The sequence below is a fragment of the Blastococcus sp. SYSU DS0617 genome, from assembly GCF_054051075.1.
In genome coordinates this window covers 492,801-519,240 of the sequence record NZ_JBJHAO010000001.1, presented here as the reverse complement: position 1 = coordinate 519,240, position 26,440 = coordinate 492,801, and the positions used below count along the sequence as shown (strand labels likewise).

Sequence of the window (26,440 nt, the reverse complement as noted above, 5' to 3'; positions counted from 1 at the left end):
CCCGCCGGGGGGCCCGGCGCCCGCCCGGCCCGCGCGCCCGCCGCCCCCCCCCCCCCCCCCCCCCCCCCCCCCCCCCCCCCCCCCCCCCCCCCCCCCCCCCCCCCCCCCCCCCCCCCCCCCGCGGGTCGAGCTGTCGGTCAGCGGAAGCCTCAGTTGTCCGCGGAGTTCTCGGCCGACTCCATCGACTCGCCGCTGCCCTGGTCCTGCGGCTCGGGGACGACGTCGCCGTCGGTGTCGGAGTCCTCGCGCTCGATGCCGGCCTCGGCCTCGGCCTCGGCGAGCTCGGCCTCCAGGGCCTCGGCGGTCGGGGCACCCAGGAAGCCGATGACCATCGCCTCGGGGTCGGTGACCAGCGTCGAGCCGGAGGGCAGGACGAGGTCACCGGCGGAGATGTTCTGACCGGCGCTGCGACCGGTGATGTCGACCTCGATGCTGTCGGGCAGCCTCGTGGCGTCGGCCTCGATCGAGACGGTGTTGAGCTGGTGGTTCGGGATCGAGTCCGGAGCCGGGTCGCCGACGACGACGATCGGCACCTCGACGGTGGTCTTCTCACCGCGGCGGACGAGCAGCAGGTCGGCGTGCTCGTGGGTGCGGGTCAGCGGGTCGCGCTGCACCGCCTTGGTCAGGGCCAGCTGCTCCTTGCCGTCCAGGACGATGGTCAGCAGGGCGTTGGTACCGCCGTTGCGCAGGGCTGCGGCGAACTCGCGGGCCGGCAGCGACAGGTGGACGACGTCCTGGCCGTGCCCGTAGAGGACGGCGGGGACGCGGCCTGCCCGGCGGGTGCGACGGGCGCTGCCCTTGCCGAACTCGGTGCGGGTCTCGGCCTCGAGACGGAAGTCAGCCACGGTGGTGTGCTCCTAGCGAAGAGGGTCTGCGTGCGTGCCGGCGTCCGGGCGCAGCGCACCCCCGTGGGGCACACGCACGTCGATCACGGAGCAGTGGGACCGCTCCCTCGCCGGGCAACGCCGACCAGATTACCCCAGAGCGGCCGCGCGCCTGCCCGGACGTCGGGACGAGGCGTGCGGTGGGTGCCTCACGCGAGGTGGGCGAGCACCTGCTGGGCGCACTCGTCCACGGTGCGGCCACGGGTCTCCACGGTCACCTCGGCGTCGATGGGCACCTCGTAGGGGTCGCTGATCCCCGTGAACGCCGGGATCTCGCCACTGCGCGCCTTCGCGTACAGGCCCTTCCGGTCCCGCTGCTCGCAGTCGGCCAGGGAGGTCGCGACGTGCACGAGCACGAAGCTGCCCGGGCCGGCCTGGGTCTCCACCTCCCGGCGGACCGTCGCGCGGATCGACGCGTACGGGGCGATGGGAGCGCACACCGCGATGCCGCCGTGCTTGGCGATGCGGGCGGCCACCCAGCCGATCCGCGCCACGTTCGTGTCCCGGTCCGCGCGGGAGAACCCGAGACCCGCGGACAGGTGATGACGGACCTCGTCGCCGTCCAGGAGCGTGACGCCGCGACCGTCGGCCAGCAGGAGCTCGACCACGCGGGCGGCGATCGTCGACTTCCCCGCACCGGACAGGCCGGTGAAGAACAGCACGGTGCCGCCGGTACGGGCATCCGGCCCGGTCGCGATCCCGGCGCCCAGCAGCGTCGCGCCGTAGGTCTCGGCCAGGGGGGCCCAGCCGACCTCGGGATCCGCGGCGGTCACGGGCACGAACACGAGCTCGACCTCGCGACCGCTGTCACGCACCCTGGCCCACGCCGCCGCGGCCGCGGAGATCGTCGCCGAGTCCGCGGGCGCCCCGGCCACCGGGAGGAGGGCCAGCACGCGTGCGGGGAGCTCGGCCGGGTCGGCCGGGGGCTGCCCGACCCACGCGCCGGGCGCCGACCACCCGCGATCGGCCAGCCGCGCGGCCACGGCGGCCGGCGAGCGCCAGCGCGGGACCTCGACGACGGTCAGCCGTCCCGCCGCACGGGTGGCCACGACGACGCCCTGCGCGTCCTCGTAGGCCGCCGCCTCGGGGAGGTCAGGGGCCGTGCCGCTCAGGCCGAAGGAGTAGCGGGCCAGTGCGGCGACGTCGTCCTCACCGAGGCGGACCCGCGTCTCAGGCATGTGCCGGTGCCGTTCGAGGTCCGACCAGCAGGCTCAGCTGGCGCCGTCGAACAGCGAGGTCACCGAGCCGTCCTCGAAGACCTCCTTGATCGCCCGGGCGAGCAGCGGGGCGATGGACAGGACGGTCAGCTTGTCGAACCGGCGCTCGGTCTCGATGGGCAGCGTGTTGGTGATGATCACCTCGCTGACCTTGCTGTTGGACAGCCGCTCCACGGCGGGGCCCGACAGGACGCCGTGCGTGGCGGCGACGATCACGTCCGCGGCGCCGGCGTCGAACAGCGTCTCGGCGGCCTTCACGATGGTGCCGCCGGTGTCGATCATGTCGTCGACCAGGATGCAGACGCGGCCCTCGACCTCGCCGACGACGCGGTTGGCGACGACCTCGTTGGCGACCAGCGGGTCACGGGTCTTGTGGATGAAGGCCAGCGGGGTGCCGCCGAGCTTGTCGCTCCACCGCTCCGAGACGCGCACCCGGCCGGAGTCGGGCGAGACGACGGTGATGTCGCGGTCGCCCCAGCGCTCCTTCACGTGACCGATCAGCAGGTCGAGGGCGAAGAGGTGGTCGACGGGGCCGTCGAAGAAGCCCTGGATCTGCGCGGTGTGCAGGTCCACGGTCATCAGCCGGTCCGCGCCGGCGGTCTTGAACATGTCGGCGACCAGCCGGGCGGAGATGGGCTCGCGGCCGCGGTGCTTCTTGTCCTGGCGGGCGTAGGGGAAGAACGGGGCGACGACGGTGATCCGCTTGGCCGACGCGCGCTTGAGCGCATCCACCATGATCAGCTGCTCCATGAGCCAGGTGTTGATCGGTGCGGTGTGGCTCTGCACGACGAAGGCGTCGCAGCCGCGCACCGACTCCTCGAACCGCACGAACAGCTCGCCGTTGGCGAACTCGTAGGAGGCGGTCGGGGTCGGCGTCACACCGAGGTGCCCGGCGATCTCGGTGGTGAGCTCGGGGTAGGCCCGGCCGGAGAAGAGCATCAGGCTCTTGTTGGTGGTCTGCCGGATGGCGCTCATCGGGTCTGCTGTCCCTCGTCGTCGTCGTCGTGCGCCCCGGTGGTGGTCTGGGGGGCGTCCGCCCGCCGTTCTGCGGCTGCGGCGGCCTCCGCGGCGGGGCTACCCGGCCGACGGCGTCGGACCCAGCCTGCCACATTTCGCTGGGGCCCCCGCGCGACGCCCATGGCCCCCGGGGGGACGTCGTTGGTGATGACCGACCCGGCGGCGGTGTAGGCACCGTCGCCGATGGTGACCGGCGCCACGAGCATCGTGTCCGAGCCGATCCGGGCGTGGTCGCCGATCGTCGTGCGGTGCTTGTCCACGCCGTCGTAGTTGACGAAGACGGTGGCGGCCCCGATGTTGGCGCCGCGGCCGATGGTGGCGTCGCCGACGTAGGACAGGTGCGGCACCTTCGATCCCTCGCCGACCTCGGCGTTCTTCGTCTCCACGAACGCACCCGCCTTGCTGCCCCGTGCCAGCCGGGTGCCCGGGCGCAGGTAGCTGAACGGGCCCACGGTCGCCTCGGGCCCGACGACGGCGCCGAGGCAGTGCGACCGGACCACGCTGGCGCCGGCCTCGACGACGCAGTCGACCAGGGTGCTGTCGGGTCCGACGACCGCGCCGGAGGCGACGGTCGTGGTGCCGAGGAGCTGGGTCCCGGGCTGCAGGACGGCGTCGGCCTCGGCGGACGCGGTGACGTCGACCCACGTGGTCGCCGGGTCGACGACGGTGACGCCGGCGCGCATCAGGTCGTCGAGCACGCGGTCGTTGAGCGTGCGCCGCCGCTCGGCCAGCTCGCGGCGGTCGTTGCAGCCGAGGACGTCGTCGGGGTCGTCGGCCCGCACCGCGGCGGTCGGCGCCCCGCCCTCGACCAGCGGCGCGAGCGCGTCGGTGAGGTACTGCTCGCCCTGGGCGTTGGCCGAGCCGATGCCGGCGAGCACGCGGCGCAGCGTGCCGGCGTCCGCGACGTAGACGCCCGCGTTGACCTCGCGGATGGCGCGCTGCTCCGCCGTGGCGTCGCGCTCCTCGACGATGGCCCGGGGCGCTCCGCCGTCGTCCCGGACGATGCGGCCGAGCCCCGTGGGGTCGTCCACCTCGGCGGTCAGCACGGTGAAGACGCTGCCCGCGGCGTCGTGGGCCGCCACGAGGCCGGCGAGCGTCCGCGTCGTCAGCAGCGGCGAGTCCCCGTTGAGGACCAGCACCGACCCCTCGAGGTCGGGCACGGCGGCCAGGGCCACCTCGGCGGCATGGCCGGAGCCCAGCTGCTGCTCCTGCACGACCGCCAGGGCGCCGGGGGCGATCTCGGCGAGGTGGGCCTCGACCTGCTCCCGCCCCGCGCCGACGACCACGACGGTGGTGCCGGCGGACAGCGGCTCGGCGGCGGCCAGCACGTGGCCCAGCAGGCTGCGGCCGCCCAGGGTGTGCAGGACCTTCGGCGTCGACGAGCGCATGCGGGTGCCCTGGCCTGCGGCCAGGACGACGACGGCGGCGACGGCCGGCCGGCCGGCGGGCCTGGGCGGGGACGGTTCCTGGGGGGCCACGGATCTCCTCCGACGGTGACGGCACGGCTGCTGGGGGACTCGGACTCGAACCGAGACTGCACGGCTCCAAAGGCCGGCGGGCTGCCGATTACCCCATCCCCCACCCGCGGCGCCGGCGGACGGCGTCACGGGGGTGCCCGCGCGGACCGGCACCCGCGTCGAGCCTAAGGGCCGGGCCGCCTGCGGGGACACCGCCGGAACCCCGTGCGGGGCATCTGGTGCGCCCCCGTCCCGGTTCGCGGGCCTGCCTACGCTGCCGTAGGTTGGGCCGCACGTAGCCCGGAGCACGCCGGCTCAGACCGCGCCCGGAGCCAGTCGCCACACCGCCCAGGAGTTCCTTTGTCCGCTCCCGCACTCACCCGGCCCACGGCTCCGCCCCGCGCCGAGCCCTACGCCGGACTGCCGGCCAACGCCATCGGCCGGCACAAGAGCACGCTCGAGATCGTCACGCTCTACGTCATCGTGCTCGTGCCGTTCGTGGCCCTCGCCGCGGTGATCCCCGCGGTCTGGGGCTGGGGCATCTCCTGGCTGGACGTCGGACTCGCCGTCGGCTTCTACTACCTCTCCCTGCTCGGTGTGACGGTCGGCTACCACCGGCACTTCACGCACGCCTCCTTCAAGGGCAAGCGGCCGCTGCGCCTCGGCCTGGCCGTCGCCGGCTCCATGGCGATCCAGGGCCCGGTCAACCAGTGGGTCGCCGACCACCGCCGGCACCACGCCTTCGCCGACCGCGCCGGCGACCCGCACTCGCCCTGGCGCTACGGCACCGACCTGCGCTCGCTGCTGAAGGGCATGTTCCACGCCCATCTGGGCTGGCTGTTCGACCGCCGCAAGACCAACCAGGAGCGGTACGCACCCGACCTGCTCAAGGACCCCGGCCTCGTCCTGATCAGCCGCACGTTCGTGGTGTGGGCCTTCCTCAGCCTGGCGATGCCCGCTGTCCTCGGTGGTCTGATCACCGGCAGCTGGGCCGGCGCCTGGTCGGCGTTCTTCTGGGCCGGCCTGGTGCGCGTCGCCCTGCTGCACCACGTGACCTGGTCGATCAACTCCGTCTGCCACGTGGTGGGCAACCGGCCGTTCGTGTCGCGGGACCGGGCGACGAACTTCTGGCCGCTGGCGATCCTCAGCGGCGGCGAGTCCTGGCACAACCTGCACCACGCCGACCCGACCTGCGCCCGCCACGGCGTGCTGCGCGGCCAGATCGACATCAGCGCCCGCGTCATCTGGTTCTTCGAGAAGCTCGGCTGGGCCTCCCACGTCAAGTGGCCCGACCCCGTGCGGCTCGCCGCCAAGCGCCGCGTCGAGGCCCCGGCCACGTCCTGAGCGAGGACGCCGGGGCCGCATCCCCGGCACGGCGGGGCGCGGTGGAGACCGGGCGTGGCGAACGGGCCCGGCCGCGCGTGCGGATGACCGGGCCCCAGCGCCGCGAGCAGCTGCTCGACGTCGCCCGGGAACTGTTCGGCCGGCAGGGTTTCGGCGCCACCTCGATCGAGGAGATCGCCGCCTCCGCCGAGGTGAGCAAGCCGGTGGTCTACGAGCACTTCGGCGGCAAGGACGGCCTGCACGCCGTCGTGGTCGACCGGGAGATGAAGCGCCTGCTCGGCCGGTTCACCGAGGCGCTGTCGGACCCCGGCCATCCCCGGGAGCTGCTGCAGCGGGCCGCGCTGGTGCTGCTCGAGTACATCGAGTCCGACACCGACGGCTTCCTGGTGCTCACCCGGGACGCGCCGGTCACCAGCGGGGTGGGCAGCTACTCCTCGCTGATCGGCGAGGTCGCGCGCAAGGTCGAGCACATCCTGGGCGAGCAGTTCGGCGCCCGGGGATACGACCCCCGGCTGGCCGCGCTCTACAGCCAGGCGCTGGTCGGCATGGTGGCGCTCGTGGGCCAGTGGTGGCTGGGCACGCGGTCGCCGGACAAGCGCGACGTGGCCGCGCACCTGGTGAACCTCGCCTACAACGGCCTCTCGCACCTCGACGCACGGCCGGGACTCGTCGACGGCCCGCCCGGGCCCTGAGCGCGGGTCAGCCGACCAGGCGGGCGCCCGGCACCGGCCCGGAGACCACGCGGAGGGTGCGGAAGACGCCCTCGGCCGCCAGCGTCGCGGCCAGCCGCACGGCGGCCGCCTCGTCCTCCACCAGTGCCGCGACGGTCGGACCCGAGCCGCTCAGCAGCACGCCCAGCGCGCCGGCCGCGGTCGCCGCCCGCATCGCCCGCCCGAGCTCCGGGCGCAGCGCGAGCGCCGGCGCCTGCAGGTCGTTGCCCAGCGCCGCGGCCAAGGTCTCGGCCGGTCCGCTGCGCAGCGCCGCGATCACCGGCTCGGCCGGCAGCAGGTCCGTGCCGTCGGGCACCCGCCCGGCGCCCCGCAGCCGGTCGAGCTCGGCGTAGACCGCCGGCGTCGACAGGCCCTCTCCCGCGATGCCGAGCACGAAGTGCCACGTCCGCCGGGCCAGCACCGGGGCCAGCTGCTCGCCGCGCCCGGTGCCCAGCGCGACGCCGCCGAGCAGGCTGAACGGCACGTCGCTGCCGAGCCGGGCGGCCAGCGCCGAGAGATCCGCCCGCGAGGCCCGCGTCCCCCACAGCGCATCCAGGGCGACCAGCGCGGCTGCGGCATCCGCGCTGCCCCCGGCGAGGCCGGCCGCGGCCGGGATGGACTTGGCGATCTCCAGGTGGGCATCGGCGCGCACCCCGGCGTGCTCGGCCAGCAGCTCGGCCGCGCGCCAGACCAGGTTGCGCCGGTCCGTGGGCACGACCTCGGCGTCCTCACCGGTCACGGTGAGGACGAGCCCCTCCCCCGGCCGCGCGGTGACGCTGTCGAACAGGGAGACGGCGAGGTAGACCGTGCGCAGCTCGTGGAAGCCGTCGGGACGCAGCGGCCCCACGGCCAGGAGCGCGTTGAACTTCGCCGGCGCCCGGGCGGTCACGGCGTCCGGCGGCGCGGCCGGGGTCACGGGGCCACCGGGTCGGTGGCCGCCAGCCGGGCGAAGTCGGTTACCGACAGCTGCTCGCCACGCGTGGCCGGGTCGATGCCCGCCGCGCGCAGCCGCACCTCGGCCGCGGCCGGGCTGCCCGCCCAGCGGGCCAGCGCCGCCCGCAGGCTCTTGCGGCGCATGCCGAAGGCCGCGTCGACGACGGCGAAGGTCGCCGTCCGGTCGCCGGCCGGCGGCGGGCGCCGGACCAGGGCGACCAGGCCCGAGTCGACGTTCGGCTCCGGCCAGAACACCCGTCGGCCGACGTTGCCGGCCCGGCGCACCTCGCCGTACCAGGCGGCCTTCACCGACGGGACGCCGTACGCCGAGCCGCCGGGAGGGGCGGCCAGCCGCTCGGCGACCTCGGCCTGCACCAGGATCAGCGCCCGGTCCAGGGTGGGCAGCAGGTCGAGCAGGTGCAGCAGCACGGGCACCGCGATGTTGTAGGGCAGGTTCGCCACCAGCGCCGTGGGCGGGGCGCCGGGCAGCTGCCCGATCCGCAGCGCGTCGTCCTCGACGACGGTCAGCCGGCCGGCCAGGTCCGGACGGCGTTCGGCGACCGTCCTCGGCAGCAGCTCGGCGAGCCGGCCGTCGATCTCGACGGCGGTGACCGCGGCCGCGGCGGGCAGCAGCCCGAGGGTGAGCGAACCGAGCCCCGGCCCGACCTCCAGCACGACGTCGTCGGGCCGCAGGTCCGCGGTGCGCACGATGCGCCGGATCGTGTTCGCGTCGTGCAGGAAGTTCTGCCCGAGGCTCTTGGTGGGACGCAGGTCGAGCTGCTGGGCCAGCTCGCGGATGGTCGCGGGGCCCAGCAGCCCGTCCGGCTGCTCCGAGTTCGTGCTCAGCAGCGTCCGATCAGAGGTTCTTGCCGCAGTGCGGCCACTGGCCGGCACCGGAGCGCTTGTACAGCAGCTGCGCGCGGTAGGTCTGCTCGTCGGCGGACGCCGCCGCCGGGTCGCCCTTGCCGCCGACCGAGTTCCACGTGGACTGCGAGAACTGGTACATGCCGCGGTACTTGCCGGTGCTGCTCACCGCGTTGGGCCGGCCGCCGGACTCGCACCGGGCCAGGGCGTTCCAGTTAAGGCCGTCGGCCGAGGGGCGGTTGGTCGGGCGGGCCTTGGTGCCCACCGCGACCTGCTCGGTGACCGGCTTGCGGTCGACGGTCGTGCCCAGCTTCTCGCGGGCGGTCTCGACGCCGTCGGTGATGGTGACCCGGTAGGTGATGGTCTGCTGCCCGTCGACGCCCTCGGTCGTGACCTTCCGGTCACCGGCGAAGGCCTCGGGGTCCTTGGTCTCGACGACCTCGTGCGGCACGGGGACGATCTCGGTGACGTCCTCGATCCGCACGCGGAAGACCTGGACGCGCATCTGGTTCGCCAGCGGCTGCCCGAGGTCGACGCTGGCCCGGTCGACCTCCCCGAGCGCGATGCCCTCCTCGGCGAGGAGGTCGCCGGCGGTCGCCGCGGTGGTGGTGACGACCCGCTCCTGGCCGTCGGCCACGAGGACGACGTCCTTGGGGGTGGTGACCTGCAGGCTCATGCCGTCGAGCGGGAGGCGCTCGCTGCGGCTGGCGGAGAGCACGAGGCCGTCGGCGCGCAGACCGAGCTGCTCCAGCGCCTCGTCCACCGACAGGGCGGTCACGTAGACCTCCTGCTCCACCCCGTCGACGCTCAGCTGCAGCGGACGGGCGCGGGTGTAGACGATGGTGTCGCCGTCGCCGACCGGCTCGTCGGCAGCCGGGAGGAGGACATCGTGGGCGGCCGGCTCCAGGCCCTCCTCGTCGAGCACCTCGGCCACGGTGTCGGCGTAGGTGCCGATCTGCTGGGCCTGCCCGTCGACGGTGAGGACGACGGACTTCTGGGCGATGAAGAAAGCCAGCGTCCCGCCCACGAGTCCGAGCAGGACCAGGGCGAAGAGGCTGAGACGGAGCGAGCGGTGCACGGCACATCCAGGGGTCACGGAACCCGGGCAGGAGGAACGGGCACGCCGCGGTGGACGGCACGCCCGCTGTGGTCGCATCCGGATCGGTGCCCGGCCGGAACTGGGTTCTGGCCGGTCAGCACGACCCGGGGCGTCCTCCACCCCGGCTGTCGATCACGACACGATAAACAAGACGGTGCGTGGGGCAACGGTGCGAGACGAGTGAAGCAGACCGACGACTTGTCGCTATGTGGACGCGCCGACACGTGGAGTGACAGCCATGCCGTCGGGCGCGCCCCGGCGCCCTGAGCAGCACGGCAACTCCCCGGTGAGCAAGGACACAGCGTGACCGAGCTCCACACGGGGCAGCGGCGTCGCCTCAGCCCGCCAGCGCCCGGGCTCCCTGCCGGACGGGTCGCACCCAGGTCAGCAGGAAGACCGCCACGGCGACGCCCGACGTCAGCGCGGAGAACCCACCGGCGACCAGCGCGACCGGCAGCAGGTCGAAGTGCTCGGTCACCCGGTCGCCCAGGTCGATGCCCGCCGTCAGCAGCAGTGCACCCAGCGGCAGCAGCCCGAGCACGCTCGCCGCCGCGGTGACCAGGTGGGCGGTCCAGGTACGCAGGGCCTCGTCGACCGGCACGTCCGCCCCCGCGGCCGGCAGAGGCCGGCGGACCGCCCGGAACAGGGCCAGCTCGGCCAGCAGCCAGGCGACGGCGGGGACGGCCACCGCGGTCCACCCCACGGCGTCGCTGAGCTCCCCGCCCGACCACAGCCAGACACCGGCGGCGACCGCGCCGGCGACCACCGCCCGGGTCGACCAGACCAGCCACCCCGAGATCAGCTCGGCCAGCTTCGGCCGACGGGGCGGCTGGGCCAGGGCCCACCGGGGGCGGGGACGGGTCGCCTCGGCGAGCAGCACGCCGGCCAGCAGCCCCAGCGCCAGGGCGGGCACCCAGAGGAACACCGACGCCTCGGCCCAGAGCACGATGCTGCCGACGATCCCCGCGATGCCCAGCACCAGCCCCAGCCGGCGCCAGCGACGACCGTGCACGGCCTGCTGGGTCAGCGCGGCCGCCCCCTCCGACGTGGGCTCCGCGAGCTCGACCGATCCCCCGGCCACCGCCCGCCGGTCGCCCGCCCGTGACCAGGCGCGAGCCAGGAGCACGCCCGGCACCAGGACGGCGATGAACAGCACGACAGCGATGAGACGGCCCACTCTGCTGATTGTCGTCCTTCGGACGACACCGCGGCCACGTGCCGTTCCCCCGTTGCTCCGAGCGCGTTTCCGTCCCTCCTCTGGGGACCCTCCGGGCCCCCGTCGTCAGGACCCGCTACGCGGGGCATCCCGTCGTTCCTCGGGGGACCCTCCGGGCCCCCGCTCGTCACGACACCGCTGTGTCGTCTGGTTCGTCCGGAGCGGGGGCCGGAGGCTCCCCGACGGGCGGACGGATGCGCTCAGCTCATCGAGACCTGGCTCGTGGCCGCGGTGTCGTCCGGAGGACGACAGATCACGGAGCCCAGGGGCCGAAGACGCGTTCGGCGTTCTCGGTCAGGGCGTGGCAGAGCTCGGTCAGGTCGGTGCGGGTGACGTCGGCGAGGGCACGGACGGTGTGCGGGACCAGGCGGGAGGCGTTGGGGCGGCCGCGGTGCGGCATCGGCGTCAGGAACGGCGAGTCCGTCTCGACCAGCAGCTGCGACAGCGGGGTGCGGGCCGCGGCCTCGCGCAGGTAGCCGGCGTTGCCGAAGGTCAGGGTCCCGGCGAAGGACAGCACGAAGCCCCGGGAGACGCACGCCTCGGCGAAGGCGGCGTCGCCGGAGAAGCAGTGGAAGACCGTGCGCTCCGGGGCGCCCTCGTCGTCGAGCACGCGCAGGATCTCCTCGTGCGCGTCGCGGTCGTGGATGACCAGGGCGATGCGGTGCTCCTTGGCGATCCGGATGTGCGCCCGGAAGGAGGCCTCCTGCGCGGCCCAGCCCTCGGGCCCCGTGCGGAAGCGGTCCAGGCCGGTCTCCCCCACCGCCCGCACCCGCGGCTGGGCGGCCAGCCGGTCGATCTCGGCCAGCGCCTCGTCGGTCGCCTTCCCGGCGCCCGCTTCGTTCGGGTGCACCGCGACCGCGGCCAGCACTCCTGGGTGCCGGGCGGCCAGCGCGGCCGACCAGCGGGACGAGGCGACGTCCACCCCGACCTGGACCAGCCGGGTGACGTTGACCGCCGCCGCGGCGGCGATCTCGGCGTCCACCGCGGCCTCGGAGGCCCACTCGCCGTGCTCGTCGTCGGCCGGCCGCTCCCCCAGCACGATGTCCAGGTGGGTGTGGCTGTCCAGCGCCGGGGCCGGCAGCGGCTCCGGTGACGGCGGCGGTTCACCCCGCCGGTTCGCGCGGGAAGAGGCCGACCGGCTCACCGACCGCCCTCCTCGAGACGGGCCAGCTCCTCCTCGACCACCGAGTCGTCGAGCTTCTTGAAGATGGGGGTCGGCGGGCTCAGCGGGCTCCCGGACGGCAGCGGCCGCGAGCCCCACGTCGCCGAGGCGGCCGCGTAGTCCCCGGTGATGACCGGGTACGGCGAGCCGTCGTCGAGGTCCTCGGTCTCCACGATCTGCGGCGCCGGCGACCACACGCCCTCGCCACCGAGCAGCTCGTGCACCTTCTGCGCCGAGTGCGGCAGGAACGGGGTGAGCAGCGCGTTGCAGTCGCTGATCGCCTGCAGCGCCGTGTGCAGCACGGTGTCCCGGCGGGCCGGGTCCTCCTTGAGCTTCCACGGCGCCTGGTCGGACAGGTACTTGTTGGCCTCGCCGACGACCCGCATCGCCTCGCCCGCCGCGGCCTTCTGCCGGTTGCGGCCGAGGAGCTCGCCGACGGGGCCGAACGCCGACGACGTCGTCGCCAGCAGCGTGCGGTCGGCGTCGGTCAGCTCCCCCGGCGTCGGGACGGCGCCCACGTTCTTCGCCGCCATCGACACCGTGCGGTTGACCAGGTTGCCCCAGCCCGCGACGAGCTCGTCGTTGTTGCGGCGGACGAACTCGGCCCAGGTGAAGTCGGTGTCCTGGTTCTCCGGGCCGGCGGCGGCGATGAAGTAGCGCAGCGCGTCGGCGTCGTACCGGGCCAGGAAGTCCCGCACGTAGATGACGACCTGGCGGCTGCTGGAGAACTTCCGCCCCTCCATGGTGAGGAACTCGCTGGAGACCACCTCGGTGGGCAGGTTCAGCCGGCCCAGCGAGCCCGGAGTACCGCCCTTGTCGCCCTCGCCGTTGTAGCCGAGCAGCTGGGCGGGCCAGATCTCGGAGTGGAAGACGATGTTGTCCTTGCCCATGAAGTAGTAGGCGTCGGAGTCCGGCGACTGCCACCACTGGCGCCACGCCTCGGGGTCCCCGGAGCGGCGGGCCCACTCGATCGACGCCGACAGGTAGCCGACGACGGCGTCGAACCACACGTAGATGCGCTTGTCGGGGCGGTCGCGCCAGCCGTCCAGCGGCACCGCCACGCCCCAGTCGATGTCCCGGGTGTAGCTGCGCGGCTTGAGGTCCTCGAGCAGGTTGACGCTGAAGTTCAGGACGTTGGAGCGCCAGTTCTTCCGCGTCGCCAACCAGTCTCCGAGCGCCCGGGTGAACGCCGGCAGGTCGAGGAAGTAGTGCTCGCTCTCGACGAACTTCGGCGTCTCGCCGTTGATCTTGCTGACCGGGTTGATCAGGTCGGTGGGGTCGAGCTGGTTGCCGCAGTTGTCGCACTGGTCGCCGCGCGCGCCGTCGTAACCGCAGATCGGGCAAGTGCCCTCGATGTAGCGGTCGGGCAGCGTGCGCCCGGTCGACGGGCTGATCGCGCCCAGCGTCGTCTTCGGGAAGACGTAGCCGTTCTTCAGCAGCCCCAGGAAGATCTCCTGGCTGACGGCGGCGTGGTTGGCCGTCGTCGTCCGGGTGAAGAGGTCGTAGCTCAGGCCGAGCGACTGCAGGTCGTCCACGATGACGCGGTTGTTGCGGTCGGCGATCTGGCGGGGCGTGACGCCCTCGGCGTCGGCCGCCACGGTGATGGGCGTGCCGTGCTCGTCGGTGCCGCTGACCATCAGCACCCGGTTGCCGTTCATCCGCTGGAAGCGGCTGAAGACGTCGGAGGGGACTCCGAAACCGGAGACGTGGCCGATGTGCCGCGGGCCGTTGGCGTAGGGCCAGGCGACCGCGGTCAGGATGTGGCGATCAGTCACGGGTTCACAGTACGGAGGCCCGTCCACCCGGTTGCCCGGGCTCTCGGGTCAGGGCTGGTAGACGGCGACCGACGCGGTCTCGCCGGTGCGCACGGAGTCCTCCACCGGGCCGAGCAGCGCGACCGCGCCGAGGGCCAGGCCGATGAGGGCGAGCGTGGCGGTGGCGGTGGCGCGGTACGTCGTCGCCGGGTCGGCGCGCCACTCGACCGCACGGGGACCGGCCGCCAGCCAGGCCACCGTCGACGGCGACCCGGTCAGCAGCAGCTTGGCCACCGGCACCGCGGCGGCCAGCAGGAGGACGGCGGGCAGCGACAGGCCGGCCGGCAGGGCGATCGGGGTGACGGTGGCCAGGACACCGGACATCGCGACCAGGCCGAGCTCGCCGACGGCGACACCCACCAGCAGCCGACGGCCGGAGCCGTCGAACACCGAGGCACCACCGGCGGCGGCCAGCACGATCCAGGCGGCCAGCCCCAGCAGCGCGAGGGCGAGCACCGGCCCGGCCGGGCGCGACGGCGCAGTGAGCATCCCGTCCAGCCCGTGCAGGGCGACGGCGAGCAGGCCGACGGCCTCGACGACCGCGACCAGGCCGGCGAGGGCAGCGGGGAGCGGCAGCCGGCGGGGCGTCGTCCCCGGCGCGACGGTCCGGAGCGACGGCAGCACGGGACGCGGCCACGCGCTGGTGCCGCCGACGTCGTAGACGCTGATCGCCACTGGGATCTCCCTGACCGTTGCCTGCTGCCTTCACGGTCAGCTCGACCCGTCCGCGGGCGCGCTGTAGGCCCGGCACACCTGGTCCACCCGGATGGGTGAGGGAGCGCGGCGACCCGCTTACGCTGCTTCCGCCCGGCCACGAGGAGATGCCCGATGAGCAGCACCGACACGTCGTCCGCAGCTTCGACCCCGCCGCTGCCCGATCGCGCGTCGAGCCGCACGGGCTCCGAGGACGTCCAGCCCAGCCCCCGGCCCCGGCCGGCCGGCCGGGAGACGCGCTCGCCGACACGGCCCCCCGGCGCCCGCGCCGTCGTCGACTGCGCCGTCTACGTCGACGGGCACCGCCAGGCCCCGGTCCCGCCGGAGGAGGCGCTCCGGGTCGCGAGGGACAGCGGCGGGTTCGTGTGGCTCGGGCTCTACGAGCCGACGGAGGCCGAGCTCGGGTCGCTGGCCGAGCACTACGACCTGCACCCGCTGGCCGTGGAGGACGCGGTCTTCGCCCACCAGCGCCCGAAGCTCGAGCGCTACGACGACGCGCTGTTCATGGTGCTCAAGACGGCCACCTACGTGGAGCACGAGGAGCTGACCGCGACCAGCGAGGTGGTCGACACCGGGGAGGTCATGGTCTTCCTGGGCGCGCACTACGTGATCACGGTGCGGCACGGGCACCACGGCGAGCTGAGCGAGCTGCGCGCGCGCCTCGAGGAGCAGCGCGACCTGCTGTGCCTGGGCCCCGCGGCGGTCCTCTACGCCCTCGCCGACCTGGTGGTGGACACCTTCGTCGACGTCGCCGGGGCGGTCGAAGCCGACGTCGAGGAGCTCGAGGCCTCGGTGTTCAGCCCGCAGCGCACCGACGACGTGGGCCGGCTCTACCAGCTCAAGCGCGAGCTGATGTCGCTGCGGCGGGCGGTGTCCCCGCTCGAGGTGCCGCTGGAGAAACTCGCCGAGCGGCAGATCGACGTCGTCCCGGAGACCATGCGCTCGTACTTCCGGGACGTGTTCGACCACGCGATCCGGGTGCGCGACCAGGTGGCGGGGCTGGACGAGCTGCTGACCTCGATCCTGCAGGCGTCGCTGGCGCGCACGCAGATGGCCGACAACGAGGACATGCGCAAGATCTCGGCCTACGCCGGCATCATCGCCGTCCCCACCGCGATCGCCGGCATCTACGGGATGAACTTCGAGTACATGCCCGAGCTGGACGAGCCGTGGGGCTATCCGGCGGTGCTGCTGCTCATCTTCACCGCGATCGTGCTGCTGTACCGGGGCTTCAAGCGCAACGGCTGGCTCTGAGGTCGCCCGCGGCTCCGCGCTCGTCGTGGTGCGGCGTCCGTTCAGCCGGCCAACGCCGCGCGAACCATGGCCAGCAGGCGTACCGGGTCGTGCAGATCGGCCGCGGTCACGAACACGACGCGCCATCCCGCTTCCTGCAGCCGGTTGAGCCGCCGTCGGTCTCGCGCGAACTGGCCCTTCTCCCCGTGCCAGGCACCGTCGTACTCGAGCGCGACCTCGAGCTCGGGCCAGGCGAAGTCCACGCGCGCCACGAAGCGCCCGTCGTGCCGGACCTCGTACTGGGCGACCGGCGTCGGTACCCCGCGGCCGCGCAGGAGCAGCCTCACCCGCGTCTCCGGTGGCGACTCCGCGAGCCCGTCCGCGAGTGCGCACACCGCCCGCACCCGTGCGGGAACCGCGGCCCGGTCCCGCAACGCCACCAGGTCGATTCCGGTGACCCGGACCAGTTGGTCAACCGCCACGACGGCGTCATCCCGCGGCAGCGCGCGAGCCAACCGCAGCACCGTGGCCTCCGGCGTGCTCAGCCGAAACCCCCGCTCGGACGCAGACGTCCGCGTCGGGCAGCACCGTGCGACGCACGACCAGGCCGGGATGCCGCCTCGGATGGGAGCCCGGCGGAAGGGTCAGCTCGACGTGGTCACCGACCCCGGCGAGTTCGACGCCCCACAGCGCGGCCGCGCTAGCACCGGTGACCACCGCCCCCGGGACGAGCAATGCTGCGGCAGCCCGCGCCCGCAGCCGGTGCGTGTCCGGAACCGCGGCATCGACGTAGACGTCACGGAAGAGGCGACGCCAGGCCGGCCCACGGAGCTGCCCCGCGGTCAGCACTCCTGAGCGGATCGCCCGACTACCGAGGAAGAACCGACCGCGCAGCCGATCGGGGACAGCGGGGCGACCTGGCATCCGAGCACCACGCGCCCCGCGGCCCGACGACCGCGTCCGTCGTCCACAGTCTGCCGTTCGTGCACATATCGCTCCCGCGGCGGCCGCAGAACGACCGGATGTGCACATGGCGCGACGGGTCGGCGCGCGACTCGCGACGTCAGGGCGACTTCGCGGCGACGACGGCGTCGTAGACGGTCCGCCGCGGCATCCCGGTGCGCTCCACCACCGCCCGGATCGCGTCCTTGCGGGTCGCACCGGCGGCTTCCTCCGCGGCCACCTCCGCAGCCAGGTCCTCCGGCGTGAGCTGCACCGTCCGCTCCGGAGCGCCGCCCACCACCAGCGTGATCTCGCCCTTCACGCCGTCGGCGGCCCAGGTCGCGAGCTCGACCAGCGGGCCGCGGCGGATCTCCTCGTAGGTCTTGGTGAGCTCCCGGCACACCGCGGCGGGGCGGTCCTCGCCCAGCACCGCGGCGGCGTCGGCCAGCGCGTCGGCCAGGCGGTGCGGCGACTCGAAGAAGACCATCGTCCGCCGCTCGTCGGCCAACCCCGCGAAGCGCGCCCGCCGCTCCCCCGCCTTGCGCGGCAGGAACCCCTCGAAGCAGAACCGGTCGACCGGCAGCCCGGAGACGGCCAGCGCCGTCGTCACCGCGGAGGGCCCGGGCACCGACGTCACCGCGATCCCGGCGTCGATCGCGGCCCGCACCAGCGTGTAGCCGGGGTCGGACACCGACGGCATGCCCGCATCGGTGAGCAGCAGCACGGTCGCGCCGTCGGCCAGCGCGCTCATGAGCCCGGGCAGCCGCGCCTGCTCCACCGACTCGTGGAAGGTCACCACCCGCCCGGTGAAGGTGACGCCGAGGTCGGAGGCCAGCCGGTGCAGACGCCGGGTGTCCTCCACGGCGAGCACGTCGGCGGTCTCCATGACCGAGCGCAGCCGCGGGCCGACGTCGCCGGGCTGCCCGAGGGGCGCGCCGCCCAGTACCAGCCGTCCGCTCACGTCCCCGCCTCGCCGGCGCTCGTCGGCCGCGTGATCGGCGCTGCCGTGCCCATGGGTTCGCTCGCGCGCTCGCTCACCTCCGCAGCCTGTCACGGCCGGCGCCACAGCCCGGGCACCTACCCTGACGGGCATGGCCGTGCTGGCACCCGAGCAGGAGGAGCGGCAGCCGGCCCAGCCGCTCCCCGAGCCGGATCGCCGCCGGATGCGCCCCCGACGAGATCGGGGCGGCCTCCCACCGCTGCCCGCGGACAACCGGTTGTCCTGGCTGCTCACGGCGGTGCTCGGCGTGCTGACGCTGGCCAGCCGGCTGGTCGGCATCGGCTACCCGCGCGAGCTGGTGTTCGACGAGGCCTACTACCCGCCGCAGGCCGCGGATCTGCTCCGCTGGGGCTTCGAGTACAACCGCGGCTACACGTTCATCGTCCATCCGCCGCTCGGGAAGTGGCTGATCGCCGCCGGGCAGGCGGTGTTCGGCAACGACTCCTTCGGCTGGCGGTTCCCGAGCGCGGTGGCCGGCACGATCGCCGTCGTCGTCCTCGTCCGGCTGGCGCGCCGGCTGACCGGTTCGACCCTCCTCGGACTGGTGGCCGGGCTGCTCCTGGCCCTCGACGGCTTCACCTTCACCCTGTCGCGGATCGGCCTGCTCGACGTCTTCCTGCAGGTCTTCGTCCTCTCCGCGGTGGCCTGCCTGGTGGTCGACCGCGACCGCGTGCGGGCCCGCATCCGGGACGCCGGCGACCGGGCGGCCGGCGGTTTCCGCCTGGGGCCGCGCGGCTGGCGCATCGCCGCCGGCTTCCTGTTCGGCTGTGCCTGCGCGGTGAAGTGGAGCGGCATCTGGTTCCTGGCGTTCTTCGCCGTCGCCTCGCTGCTCTGGGACCGGGCCGCCTGGCGGGACGCCGGTGCGCCCCGGCCGACCCGCCGGGCGGCTCGCTACGGGCTGCCCGGAGCGGTGTGGGCGCTGGGCGCGGTCCCGGTGCTGACCTACCTCGCCAGCTTCACCGGCTGGTTCCTCGGCGAGACCTCGCAGGGCAAGGCCTGGGCCCAGCAGAACCCGGACACCGCCTTCCCCTTCGTCCCCGACGCGCTGCGCTCGCTGTGGCACCAGCACGCCGAGTGGCTGCGCTTCCACAGCGGCCTGTCGTCGCCGCACCCGTGGGAGTCCGAGCCCTGGTCGTGGCTGGTGAACGGCCGGCCGATCCTGCTGTGGAACCCGCAGGGGCTGACCGACGACGGCGGCGAGCCGGTGGTCCGCTACATCCTGATGGTCGGCACGCCGACCCTCTGGTTCCTCTTCCTGCCGGCGATGGTGTGGCTCGGCTGGCGCAGCCTGGTCCGGCGCGATCCCGCCGCCGGGGTGGCCCTCACGGCGATCGCCGCCGGGTGGCTGACCTGGCTGGTGAACACCGACCGGACGATGTTCATCTTCTACCTGGCGCCGGCGCTGCCCTTCCTCGTGCTGGCCGTGACCCTGCTGCTGCAGGACGTCCTCGGCCCGCCCGGGAGCGGGACCCGGCGCACCGTCGGCCTCGCCGCGGTGTGCCTCTACGTGGCCCTGGTCGCGGTCACGTTCGTGTACTTCCTGCCGGTGCTCACCGGAGAACCGCTCAGCAACGCGGAGTGGCTGCGGCGGATGTGGTTCCCCTCCTGGTTCTGAGCGCGACCTGCGGGGGAAGGGCCGGCCCCCGAGAACGGCTCACCCGGGACCGTCCTCCCCAGGCGCTGAGGACGCCGGGGCCGGCCGTCGCCGGCCGGCCCCGACCCTCGCTCAGTAGCGCCGGTCGACCACCCTGCCGGTGGCGGCCGTCCAGGTGATGTAGCCGCGCTCGAAGTTGGTCCGCCGGCCACCGGCGACGCTGAACTCGTCGCTGGTCGGGAAGCCGAGGTAGGACCGCTCCCAGCCCAAGGCCTCCCAGCGCGCGCGGATGGCGCCATGCACCTCGTGCGCCCCCGTCCGGGGAGTCCAGTACACCGAGCCGCCCTCGAAGTGGTTGAACCGCCCCACTCCGTCGGGAGTGGGCCACTCACTGGTGATCGGGAAGCCCAGGTGGCCCTGCTCGTAGCGGTGCTGGCCCCACTTCGCGTGGATGGCGCCGTGGACGCTGTGCGCACCCACCCCCGGCAGCCAGTAGATGCCGCCGTTCTCGAAGTTGTTGAAGCGTCCGCGCAGGCCGGGAGTGGGCCACTCGTCGCTGGTCGGGTAGCCGTGGATGCTCCGCTCGAAGCCCATGCTCCGCCAGAGGCGGAAGATCGCGCCGTGCACCTCGTGGGCACCGGTCGTGGGCGTCCAGTAGAAGTGCGCGTCCTCCTTCGTGAAGGCGTTGAGGCGGCCCCGCCCGTCCGGGGTCCCGAACTCGTCGGTCCGCGGCGCACCCCAGGTGCGCTCCGCCCCGGTCCGGTCGAAGGCCCCGAAGATGGCGCCGTGCACCTCGTGCACGCCGTGCTCCGGGGTCCAGTACATCCGGCCACCGGCGTAGTCCCGGGCGCGCAGCGTGGTGTCCCCGCGTTCGACCGAGACCGGCGCGCCCAGCAGGGACCGCACGCGTGCGTCCGAGGAGTACCGCGCGTCGATCGGGGTGACGTACTGCGCCCGCAGGGTCAGGTCGGCGTCGGGCATGACCACCAGCCGTTCGCGCGGCTGCCCGTCGCTCCAGCCGGCGAAGCTCGCGACACCGTCGCCGGCGACCGCGGGCGCGCTCACCGAGACGCGCGCACCGGCCGTCACCTGGACCGAGGCGCGGGGCACGCCGTTGACCGTGACCGGGCTCGGCGGGGTGGAGACGACGGTGAGCGTCCGGAGCTGCGGCAGGGCGACGAAGGTCTGCTCGGCGCGGACACCGGCGCGGTCGACGGCGCTCGCGGTGATCTGCAGCCGGGTGTCGTCGCCGTGGTCCTCGAACGGGACGTCGTACACGTCGCCGGTGAAGGAGATCCCCGGGTGGTCGTGGCAGTAGCCGCCGCTGCAGTGGACGAGGACGACGCTCCAGGTCACCGGGAGCGGCCCGTCCTCGGCGTCGACCGCCGACGCGGACAGGCGCACCCGCTCGCCGACGACGTACCGCTCGGCGGCCGGTGGTGCGGTCAGCGAGAGCGCAGGCACGCGGTTGCCGGGCACCACCGTCAGCGTCGCGGTGCCCGTGGCCCCCAAGGAATCGGTGACCGTCAACCGGGCGGTCACCGGGGCGGTGCCCGTCCCCTCGTAGGTGTGGGTCACCCGCGCGCCGGTCCCCCGGCGGCCGTCGCCGAAGTCCCAGGCGTACGTCAGGGCGTGGCCGTCGAGATCGAACGACCGGCTCCCGTCGAAGGTGAAGGAGCGCGCGGACGCAGGGTCGTTGGTGATGACGGCCTCCGCCGTCGGCGGGCGGTTGCCTGCGGCATGCACCAGGCGCTTGAGCCGGGAGCTCCCGATGTCGGCGTAGACGATGTCACCGTTCTCGGCCGCGCCGAACTTGACCGGCAGTCCGTTCTGGACGCCGAACCCCCCGGCCTCGGGCTGGCGCACGAGCCGGCCCTGGTCGTCGTAGCGCAGGGTGTACACCCGCTGGGAGGCGTAGTCGCCGAAGAAGTAGGCCCCCCGGTACTGCTCGGGATAGGACGCCCCGGTGTAGACGATGCCGCCGGTCACGCTGGTGCCCATCGGCCCGTGCGGATAGGCGTAGAGGGGGGCGGTGCTGGTCGTCCCGGCGCAGCCGGGCAGGTCGCGGTACCCGGGCGTCGGCCCGTTGCCCTCCCAGCAGGGCCAGCCGTAGCTGGCACCGGGCCGGACGAGGTTGATCTCCTCCCACGTGTTCCAACCGACGTCACCCACCAGCGGCGCGCCGGTGGCCGGGTCGAGGCTCACGCGGAAGGGGCTGCGGAACCCGCTGGCGTACACCCGGCTGCGCCAGGACGACGGCGCCGCGGCGTCGTAGAAGGGGTTGCTCGCCACGCCGCGACCGTCGGGCGTGACGTGCAGCAGCTTGCCGTACCCGGTGTTGACGTCGAGCGCGCGCAGCGCGGCCGGGTCGACGAACCGGAAGTCGGCGGCGTCACCGATGGTCACCCAGAGGGTGCCGTCGGGAGCGGCCACGATGCCGGTGATGGTGTGGACGTCGGAACCGATGGGCAGGTCCCAGATGACCCGCTCCGGGGCCAGCGAGGTGGGCGTGGCGCCCTGCACCGTGGCCGCGCTCAGCCGCATCGTCCACTGGTTGTTGACCATCAGCGTGCGGGCGAGGTAGATGACCTTGGACGTCGCGTAGTCGTGCGCCACCGCGATGCCGTTGAGGCCGAGGTCCTGGACGGTGACCACGGGGAGGTTGGCCAGCGTCCGGACCGTCCCGCCGTCGGCGGACACCCAGGCGACCCGGCCGTTCTTGCCGGTCGTGAAGTAGCTGCCGTCGGGTGCGTAGGCGAAGTCGGTCAGCAACTCGCTCTGGCCGCTCGGCATGTCCCGGACGGCGAACCCCGGCGGCAGCGAGGGCGCGGCCTGACCGGCTCCCGGCGTCACGACGAGACCTGCCGCGACCAGCGCCGCCACGATCGCCGCGCGCACCACGGCGGCATACCCGCCCTGACCTCGGCGTCTACGCGCCGCATTCCCCCTGATCACGGTCGGATGGGTATCAGCCGGACGAGGCCGACCACAATCAGAAGCCGGACGTGGCGGTCTCGGAGACCGCCACGGGCCCTCCATCCCCGAGCGTCGTCACGGAGGGTGTCGGGATGACGGCAGGCGCAGGCGGCGGACGGAGACCGGACGCACGAACGCCGCCGGGCGGATGCCCGACGGCGTTCGTGGCCTGCTGGGTGGAGCTGAGGGGAGTTGAACCCCTGACCCCCTCGATGCGAACGAGGTGCGCTACCGGACTGCGCCACAGCCCCTTCGACGAGTCAGCTTACCGTCCCGGCTCGCGGGTGCCACCACCGGGCGGCACCCGGCGAGCCGGGACGGCGACGCGTCAGAGATTGGCGACCCGGCGCGGCTCGTACTCGTCGATGTCGGCGAAACCGATGTCGTCGTCGTCCAGGCCGACCACGGCGCTGTGCTGCCAGCCGGCGGGAGCCGGCGTGCGAGCGGTCACCACGCGGCCCCGGAACTGGGCCACCGGGGCGAGGGGCACGCTGGGGTGCGGCAGGCCGGGCAGGACCTCGGCGGCGACGGTCTCGTGGACTTCCGGCGCGGGCCGCGGTGCGGGCGCGCTGCGCGGCTCGGGGAGGGTCGCCGGACGCAGCGCCTCGCGGGCGGCGGCACGGGCCGCCCGGCGAGCGGCCAGCCGCTCGCGGCGGGCCACCTTGCGCAGCACCAGCACGTAGCCGACGACGGCGACGTCCAGGACGAGCTGGGCGACCCACAGCCAGGAGCTGTACGCCACGGCGCCGACCAGGGCGAGGACGGCGAGCGCGACCAGGCCGCCGAGGGTCCGGCGACGCAGCGCGTGCACGTCGACCTTCAGCTCACCGCTGGTGAACAGGGCCTCGCGGTCGATGGACACCCGCTCGGTCTCGGCGTGCACCACCGGGCTCGCTGCCCGGCGCCGCTGCAGCGTCCGACCGGAGTCGGCACGGGCCGTCCGGTCGTCCTGCGCGTCGCCGCGGGTCACCACCATGGGCACGAGCACGACGAACCAGAGGACGACCAGAGCAGCCAAGAGCACGCCTGATCCCATTTCGAACACCACCCGTCACATGAGTCACTCGCGAGGGGGAGATTAGGCAGACGACCGCCCCGTTCGAGGGAGGCGCGCGGCGTGTCGCTGATCAGTCGTGTGACTGGTGTGACGAGCAGGCGGCGTGTCGACACGGGAGAGCAGGTCGCCGATCCGGCACCGTGCTATCGCCCCGGGTCACCGACCGACTCCTTCCTGCCAGCGGCCCAGCGCGCCCCGCGGCAGGTCATCGTCCAGCAGCGCGTACGCCAGGTGGTCCCGCCACTGCCCGTCGATGTCCAGGTAGCGGCGCAGCAGGCCCTCCTGGGCGAAGCCCAGGCGCTCCACCAGACGCCGGCTGGGCTGGTTCTCCGGGCGGATGTCGGCCTGCAGCCGGTGCAGCCCCATCTCTCCGAAGGCGTGGTCGCACACGAGCGCGACGGCGAGGGACGCCATGCCCCGCCCGGCGACCCCGCGGTCGATCCAGTAGCCGAGCCATCCCGACCGCAGCGCCCCGCGCACGACGTTGTCCACGGTCACCTGACCGGCGAGCCGGCCGTCGACGCGGATCGCGAGCGGCACCGTGACGCCCGTGCGCGCCCGCCGCGCCAGCGCCCGCCGCATGGCCCGGTAGGCCGCCGGGCTGTGCCGCGCCGCCCAGGGCATGGCGGCGGTGGGCTCCCACGGCCGCAGCCACTCCTCGTTCGCCGTCCGGAGCCGGCTCCACTCCACGGCGTCCCGGCGGCGCAGCGGGTGCAGCTCCACCGGCCCCCAGCTCAGCCGGGCCGGCCAGCCGGGGTGCGGTGCGGGTTCCAGCTCAGCCGCCAAGCAGGAGGGGCATGACGGTGACGAGGGCCCCGGCGGCCACCTCGGTGACGTCCTCGTCGACGACGATCAGGCAGTTGGCCCGCGCCATGCGGGCGAGGAGGGCATCGGTGCCGGTGCCCACCGGTTCGACGACGTAGCCGCCGTCGGGGTGGCGCATGACCGTCCCGTGCAGGTACTGGCGGTAGCCGAGCGGCGAGACCAGGGGCTGACCGGCGACCGCCTGGACGGTGCGGCGGAAGAGCTGGCGCTTGCCCAGCATCAGCCGGATCGCCGGGCGGACGAACACCTCGAAGGCCACCAGCGCGGCCACCGGCTCGCCGGGGACGCAGATGACCGGCACCTGGTCCCGGCCCAGCCGGCCGAAGCCCTGCACGGGACCGGGGTGCATGGTCACCTGACGGAACTGCATCTGGCCCAGCTCCCCCAGTACCTCCTGGACCATGTCGAGGCCGCCGGGGGCGAAGGTCCCCGCGATGAGCACCAGGTCGCTGCGCAGCAGCTGGCTCTCGAGCACCTCGGTCAGCCGGCGCCGGTCGGTCGGCAGGATCCCCGACCGGTAGGCCTCGGCGCCGGCGTCGCGGGCGGCCGCGGCCAGGGCGTAGCTGTTCACGTCGACGACCTGGCCCGGGGCCGGCGAGGTGCCGACGTCGACCAGTTCGGTGCCGGCGCAGAGCACGGCGATCCGCGGCCGCGGCCGGACCGAGACCCGCTCCCGGCCGACGGCCGCCAGCAGGCTGATCTGGGCCGGGCCGATCGGCGTCCCCACCTGGACGGCGGGGTCGCCGGGGGCGACGTCGTCACCGGTGCGGCGCACGTAGCCGCCGGCCGGCGGGCCGGCCAGGACCTCGACGCGCGCCGCGCCCTGGTCGGTCCACACGCCGGGGACGACGACGTCGGCGCCGGTGGGCAGCATCGCGCCCGCCGACACCCGGTAGGCCAGGCCCGGGCCGATCGACGACGGGACACCGGCGCCCGCGACCGCCTCGCCCACGACCGCCAGGGCGACCGGCGCGGCCGGCCGTGCACCGGCGACGTCCTCGGCCCGGACGGCGTACCCGTCGAGGGCCGCCTGGTCGAAGGCCGGCAGCGCGCGCTGGCTGATGACCTCCTCGGCGCAGAGCAGGCCCTGGGCGTCCAGCACCGCGAGCTCGATCGGATCGGGCTGCGGAACGCTGCTCAGGATCTCGTCGAGGTGCCGCTCCACGGTGCAGATGACCGACAGCGGCACGGACTCCGCCGGGGGCAGCGGGACCACGCCCTCCACCACCGAGCGCGGGGTGGGCAGCGGCGGCGTCATCGGCATGGCGACCTGCGCGGTGTCCCGGTACGCCCCGCCGGTCCCGTCCGTGCCGTGCTGTTCGCCGGTCATCCCCACCACCACCGTTCTGCCGTGCCGTCCGCCGTCCGGCGGCACCGGCCCGCGGAACTCCTCCGGCCCCGATCGGGAGCCGGCGCGACGCCCCGCGGCCCGATGGTCCCCCGGCGGGGGCCGCTCAGGACGACGACGCGCCCTCGGCGGGCAGCTCGTTGACGAACTCGTGCAGCCAGGCGCGCAGCGGAGGGCCGAGGTCGTCGCGCTCGGCGGCCAGCCGGATGACCGCCTTGAGGTAGTCCAGCTTGTCGCCGGTGTCGTACCGGCGGCCGCTGAAGACCACGCCGTGGACGGGCTCGCCGCGCTCGACCAGCGTGGCCAGTGCGTCGGTCAGCTGGATCTCCCCGCCCCTGCCCGGCTGCGTCTCGCGCAGCACGTCGAACACCTCCGGCGCCAGCACGTAGCGGCCGATGATGGCCAGGCTGCTCGGGGCCTCGTCGATCGGGGGCTTCTCGACCAGGCCGGTGACGGCGACGACGTCGCCGCCGTCGGTGCTCGGGTCGACGGCGACCGCCCCGTACTTGTCGATGTTCTCCATGCCGACGTCGAGCAGGGCGATGACGGAGCCGCCGTGCTCGGCCTGCACCGCGAGCATCTGCTCGAGCAGGTGGTCGCGGGCGTCGATCAGGTCGTCGCCCAGGAGGACGGCGAACGGCTCGTTGCCGACGAACGCAGCCGCCTGCAGGACGGCGTGGCCGAGCCCCTTGGCCTCGCCCTGCCGGACGAAGTGCACCTGGGCGACATCCGTCGAGGAGCGGACGGCCTCCAGACGGCCGGCGTCGCCCTTCTTCTCCAGCGCCGCCTCCAGCTCGGGGGTGCTGTCGAAGAAGTCCTCGATGGCGCCCTTGTTCCGGCCGGTCACCATGAGCACCTCGGGCAGGCCGGCGCGGGCGGCCTCCTCGACGATGTACTGGAGGGCCGGCCGGTCCACCACCGGCAGCAGTTCCTTGGGCACGGCCTTGGTGGCCGGCAGGAACCGCGTGCCCATCCCCGCCACGGGGATGACGGCCTTCCGTGCAGATCGTGCGCCCGGGCTCGTCATGGTCGCA

22 protein-coding genes and 2 tRNA genes are annotated in these 26,440 nt (G+C 74.1%); 4 read left to right on the top strand and 20 right to left on the bottom strand.

Annotated features, from left to right (window positions below; all coding sequences use genetic code 11):
- Window positions 1–149: 149 nt before the first annotated feature.
- The 5 genes from ACI793_RS02555 to ACI793_RS02535 all read right to left on the bottom strand — a co-directional run bounded on the left by ACI793_RS02555 (window position 150) and on the right by ACI793_RS02535 (window position 4,699).
- Complete coding sequence (locus tag ACI793_RS02555; RefSeq protein WP_456604782.1) at window positions 150–845, bottom strand: 50S ribosomal protein L25/general stress protein Ctc; 696 nt, start codon at window positions 843–845, stop codon at window positions 150–152.
- Between the two features lie 188 nt (window positions 846–1,033).
- Window positions 1,034–2,062, bottom strand: a complete 1,029-nt coding sequence (gene cysC / locus ACI793_RS02550; RefSeq protein WP_456604781.1) for an adenylyl-sulfate kinase — start codon at window positions 2,060–2,062, stop codon at window positions 1,034–1,036.
- A 33-nt stretch (window positions 2,063–2,095) separates the two neighbouring features.
- On the bottom strand, window positions 2,096–3,076 hold the full coding sequence (locus tag ACI793_RS02545) for a ribose-phosphate diphosphokinase (RefSeq protein ID WP_456604780.1): 981 nt from the start codon (window positions 3,074–3,076) through the stop codon (window positions 2,096–2,098).
- Window positions 3,073–4,596 (bottom strand): bifunctional UDP-N-acetylglucosamine diphosphorylase/glucosamine-1-phosphate N-acetyltransferase GlmU, encoded by a 1,524-nt coding sequence (gene glmU, locus ACI793_RS02540; RefSeq protein ID WP_456604779.1) that lies wholly within the window; start codon window positions 4,594–4,596, stop codon window positions 3,073–3,075. Before glmU ends, ACI793_RS02545 begins: the two co-directional genes overlap by 4 nt.
- A 30-nt stretch (window positions 4,597–4,626) precedes the next feature.
- Window positions 4,627–4,699: transfer RNA gene (locus ACI793_RS02535), tRNA-Gln, on the bottom strand.
- A gap of 236 nt (window positions 4,700–4,935) precedes the next feature.
- Between ACI793_RS02535 and ACI793_RS02530 the strand changes: the two genes are divergently transcribed.
- Together ACI793_RS02530 and ACI793_RS02525 are read left to right on the top strand one after the other, a co-directional pair.
- The gene (locus ACI793_RS02530; protein ID WP_456604778.1) at window positions 4,936–5,919 is read left to right on the top strand and encodes an acyl-CoA desaturase; all 984 of its coding nucleotides are present in this window, start codon (window positions 4,936–4,938) and stop codon (window positions 5,917–5,919) included.
- 83 nt (window positions 5,920–6,002) lie between these two features.
- Window positions 6,003–6,611, top strand: a complete 609-nt coding sequence (locus tag ACI793_RS02525) for a TetR/AcrR family transcriptional regulator (protein ID WP_456604777.1) — start codon at window positions 6,003–6,005, stop codon at window positions 6,609–6,611.
- A 7-nt stretch (window positions 6,612–6,618) separates the two neighbouring features.
- On the opposite strand, the gene ACI793_RS02520 is transcribed toward ACI793_RS02525, so the two are convergent.
- The 7 genes from ACI793_RS02520 to ACI793_RS02490 form a co-directional block, all read right to left on the bottom strand.
- Complete coding sequence (locus ACI793_RS02520) at window positions 6,619–7,545, bottom strand: 4-(cytidine 5'-diphospho)-2-C-methyl-D-erythritol kinase (RefSeq protein ID WP_456604776.1); 927 nt, start codon at window positions 7,543–7,545, stop codon at window positions 6,619–6,621.
- On the bottom strand, window positions 7,542–8,456 hold the full coding sequence (rsmA, locus tag ACI793_RS02515; RefSeq protein ID WP_456604775.1) for a 16S rRNA (adenine(1518)-N(6)/adenine(1519)-N(6))-dimethyltransferase RsmA: 915 nt from the start codon (window positions 8,454–8,456) through the stop codon (window positions 7,542–7,544). Before rsmA ends, ACI793_RS02520 begins: the two co-directional genes overlap by 4 nt.
- Window positions 8,419–9,504, bottom strand: a complete 1,086-nt coding sequence (locus tag ACI793_RS02510) for a ubiquitin-like domain-containing protein (RefSeq protein ID WP_456604774.1) — start codon at window positions 9,502–9,504, stop codon at window positions 8,419–8,421. The genes rsmA and ACI793_RS02510 overlap by 38 nt, the downstream gene beginning before the upstream one ends.
- 358 nt (window positions 9,505–9,862) lie before the next feature.
- Window positions 9,863–10,702, bottom strand: coding sequence for a hypothetical protein (locus ACI793_RS02505; protein WP_456604773.1), 840 nt, complete (start codon window positions 10,700–10,702; stop codon window positions 9,863–9,865).
- A 292-nt stretch (window positions 10,703–10,994) separates the two neighbouring features.
- Complete coding sequence (locus ACI793_RS02500) at window positions 10,995–11,885, bottom strand: TatD family hydrolase (protein WP_456604772.1); 891 nt, start codon at window positions 11,883–11,885, stop codon at window positions 10,995–10,997.
- Entirely contained in the window at window positions 11,882–13,678 is a 1,797-nt protein-coding gene (gene metG / locus ACI793_RS02495; protein WP_456604771.1) for a methionine--tRNA ligase, read from the bottom strand. The genes ACI793_RS02500 and metG overlap by 4 nt, the downstream gene beginning before the upstream one ends.
- A 48-nt stretch (window positions 13,679–13,726) precedes the next feature.
- A complete protein-coding gene (locus tag ACI793_RS02490; RefSeq protein WP_456604770.1) occupies window positions 13,727–14,392 on the bottom strand; it encodes a hypothetical protein in 666 nt (221 codons plus the stop codon).
- A 153-nt stretch (window positions 14,393–14,545) separates the two neighbouring features.
- On the opposite strand from ACI793_RS02490, the gene corA reads away from it, so the two are divergent.
- Window positions 14,546–15,685, top strand: coding sequence for a magnesium/cobalt transporter CorA (corA, locus tag ACI793_RS02485; protein ID WP_456604769.1), 1,140 nt, complete (start codon window positions 14,546–14,548; stop codon window positions 15,683–15,685).
- A gap of 41 nt (window positions 15,686–15,726) precedes the next feature.
- Here the strand turns inward: corA and ACI793_RS02480 are convergent, their stop codons facing one another.
- A complete protein-coding gene (locus ACI793_RS02480) occupies window positions 15,727–16,146 on the bottom strand; it encodes an endonuclease domain-containing protein (protein ID WP_456604768.1) in 420 nt (139 codons plus the stop codon).
- 581 nt (window positions 16,147–16,727) lie between these two features.
- A complete protein-coding gene (rsmI, locus tag ACI793_RS02475; protein ID WP_456604767.1) occupies window positions 16,728–17,567 on the bottom strand; it encodes a 16S rRNA (cytidine(1402)-2'-O)-methyltransferase in 840 nt (279 codons plus the stop codon).
- Between the two features lie 130 nt (window positions 17,568–17,697).
- Here rsmI and ACI793_RS02470 point away from each other — a divergent pair, with 130 nt between their 5' ends.
- The gene (locus tag ACI793_RS02470) at window positions 17,698–19,221 is read left to right on the top strand and encodes a dolichyl-phosphate-mannose--protein mannosyltransferase (protein WP_456604766.1); all 1,524 of its coding nucleotides are present in this window, start codon (window positions 17,698–17,700) and stop codon (window positions 19,219–19,221) included.
- A gap of 111 nt (window positions 19,222–19,332) precedes the next feature.
- Here the strand turns inward: ACI793_RS02470 and ACI793_RS02465 are convergent, their stop codons facing one another.
- From ACI793_RS02465 to galU, 6 genes are all read right to left on the bottom strand, one after another.
- The gene (locus ACI793_RS02465; RefSeq protein ID WP_456604765.1) at window positions 19,333–22,098 is read right to left on the bottom strand and encodes a PQQ-dependent sugar dehydrogenase; all 2,766 of its coding nucleotides are present in this window, start codon (window positions 22,096–22,098) and stop codon (window positions 19,333–19,335) included.
- Between the two features lie 255 nt (window positions 22,099–22,353).
- A tRNA-Ala gene (locus ACI793_RS02460) sits at window positions 22,354–22,427 on the bottom strand.
- 77 nt (window positions 22,428–22,504) lie between these two features.
- Window positions 22,505–23,200 (bottom strand): hypothetical protein, encoded by a 696-nt coding sequence (locus ACI793_RS02455; protein ID WP_456604764.1) that lies wholly within the window; start codon window positions 23,198–23,200, stop codon window positions 22,505–22,507.
- Between the two features lie 189 nt (window positions 23,201–23,389).
- The gene (locus ACI793_RS02450) at window positions 23,390–24,019 is read right to left on the bottom strand and encodes a GNAT family N-acetyltransferase (protein WP_456604763.1); all 630 of its coding nucleotides are present in this window, start codon (window positions 24,017–24,019) and stop codon (window positions 23,390–23,392) included.
- Window positions 24,009–25,388 carry a molybdotransferase-like divisome protein Glp gene (glp, locus tag ACI793_RS02445; RefSeq protein ID WP_456604762.1) on the bottom strand — a complete coding sequence of 460 codons (1,380 nt, stop codon included), beginning with the start codon at window positions 25,386–25,388 and terminating at the stop codon, window positions 24,009–24,011. Before glp ends, ACI793_RS02450 begins: the two co-directional genes overlap by 11 nt.
- Before the next feature lie 124 nt (window positions 25,389–25,512).
- Entirely contained in the window at window positions 25,513–26,433 is a 921-nt protein-coding gene (gene galU / locus ACI793_RS02440; RefSeq protein WP_456604761.1) for a UTP--glucose-1-phosphate uridylyltransferase GalU, read from the bottom strand.
- Window positions 26,434–26,440 lie beyond the last annotated feature (7 nt).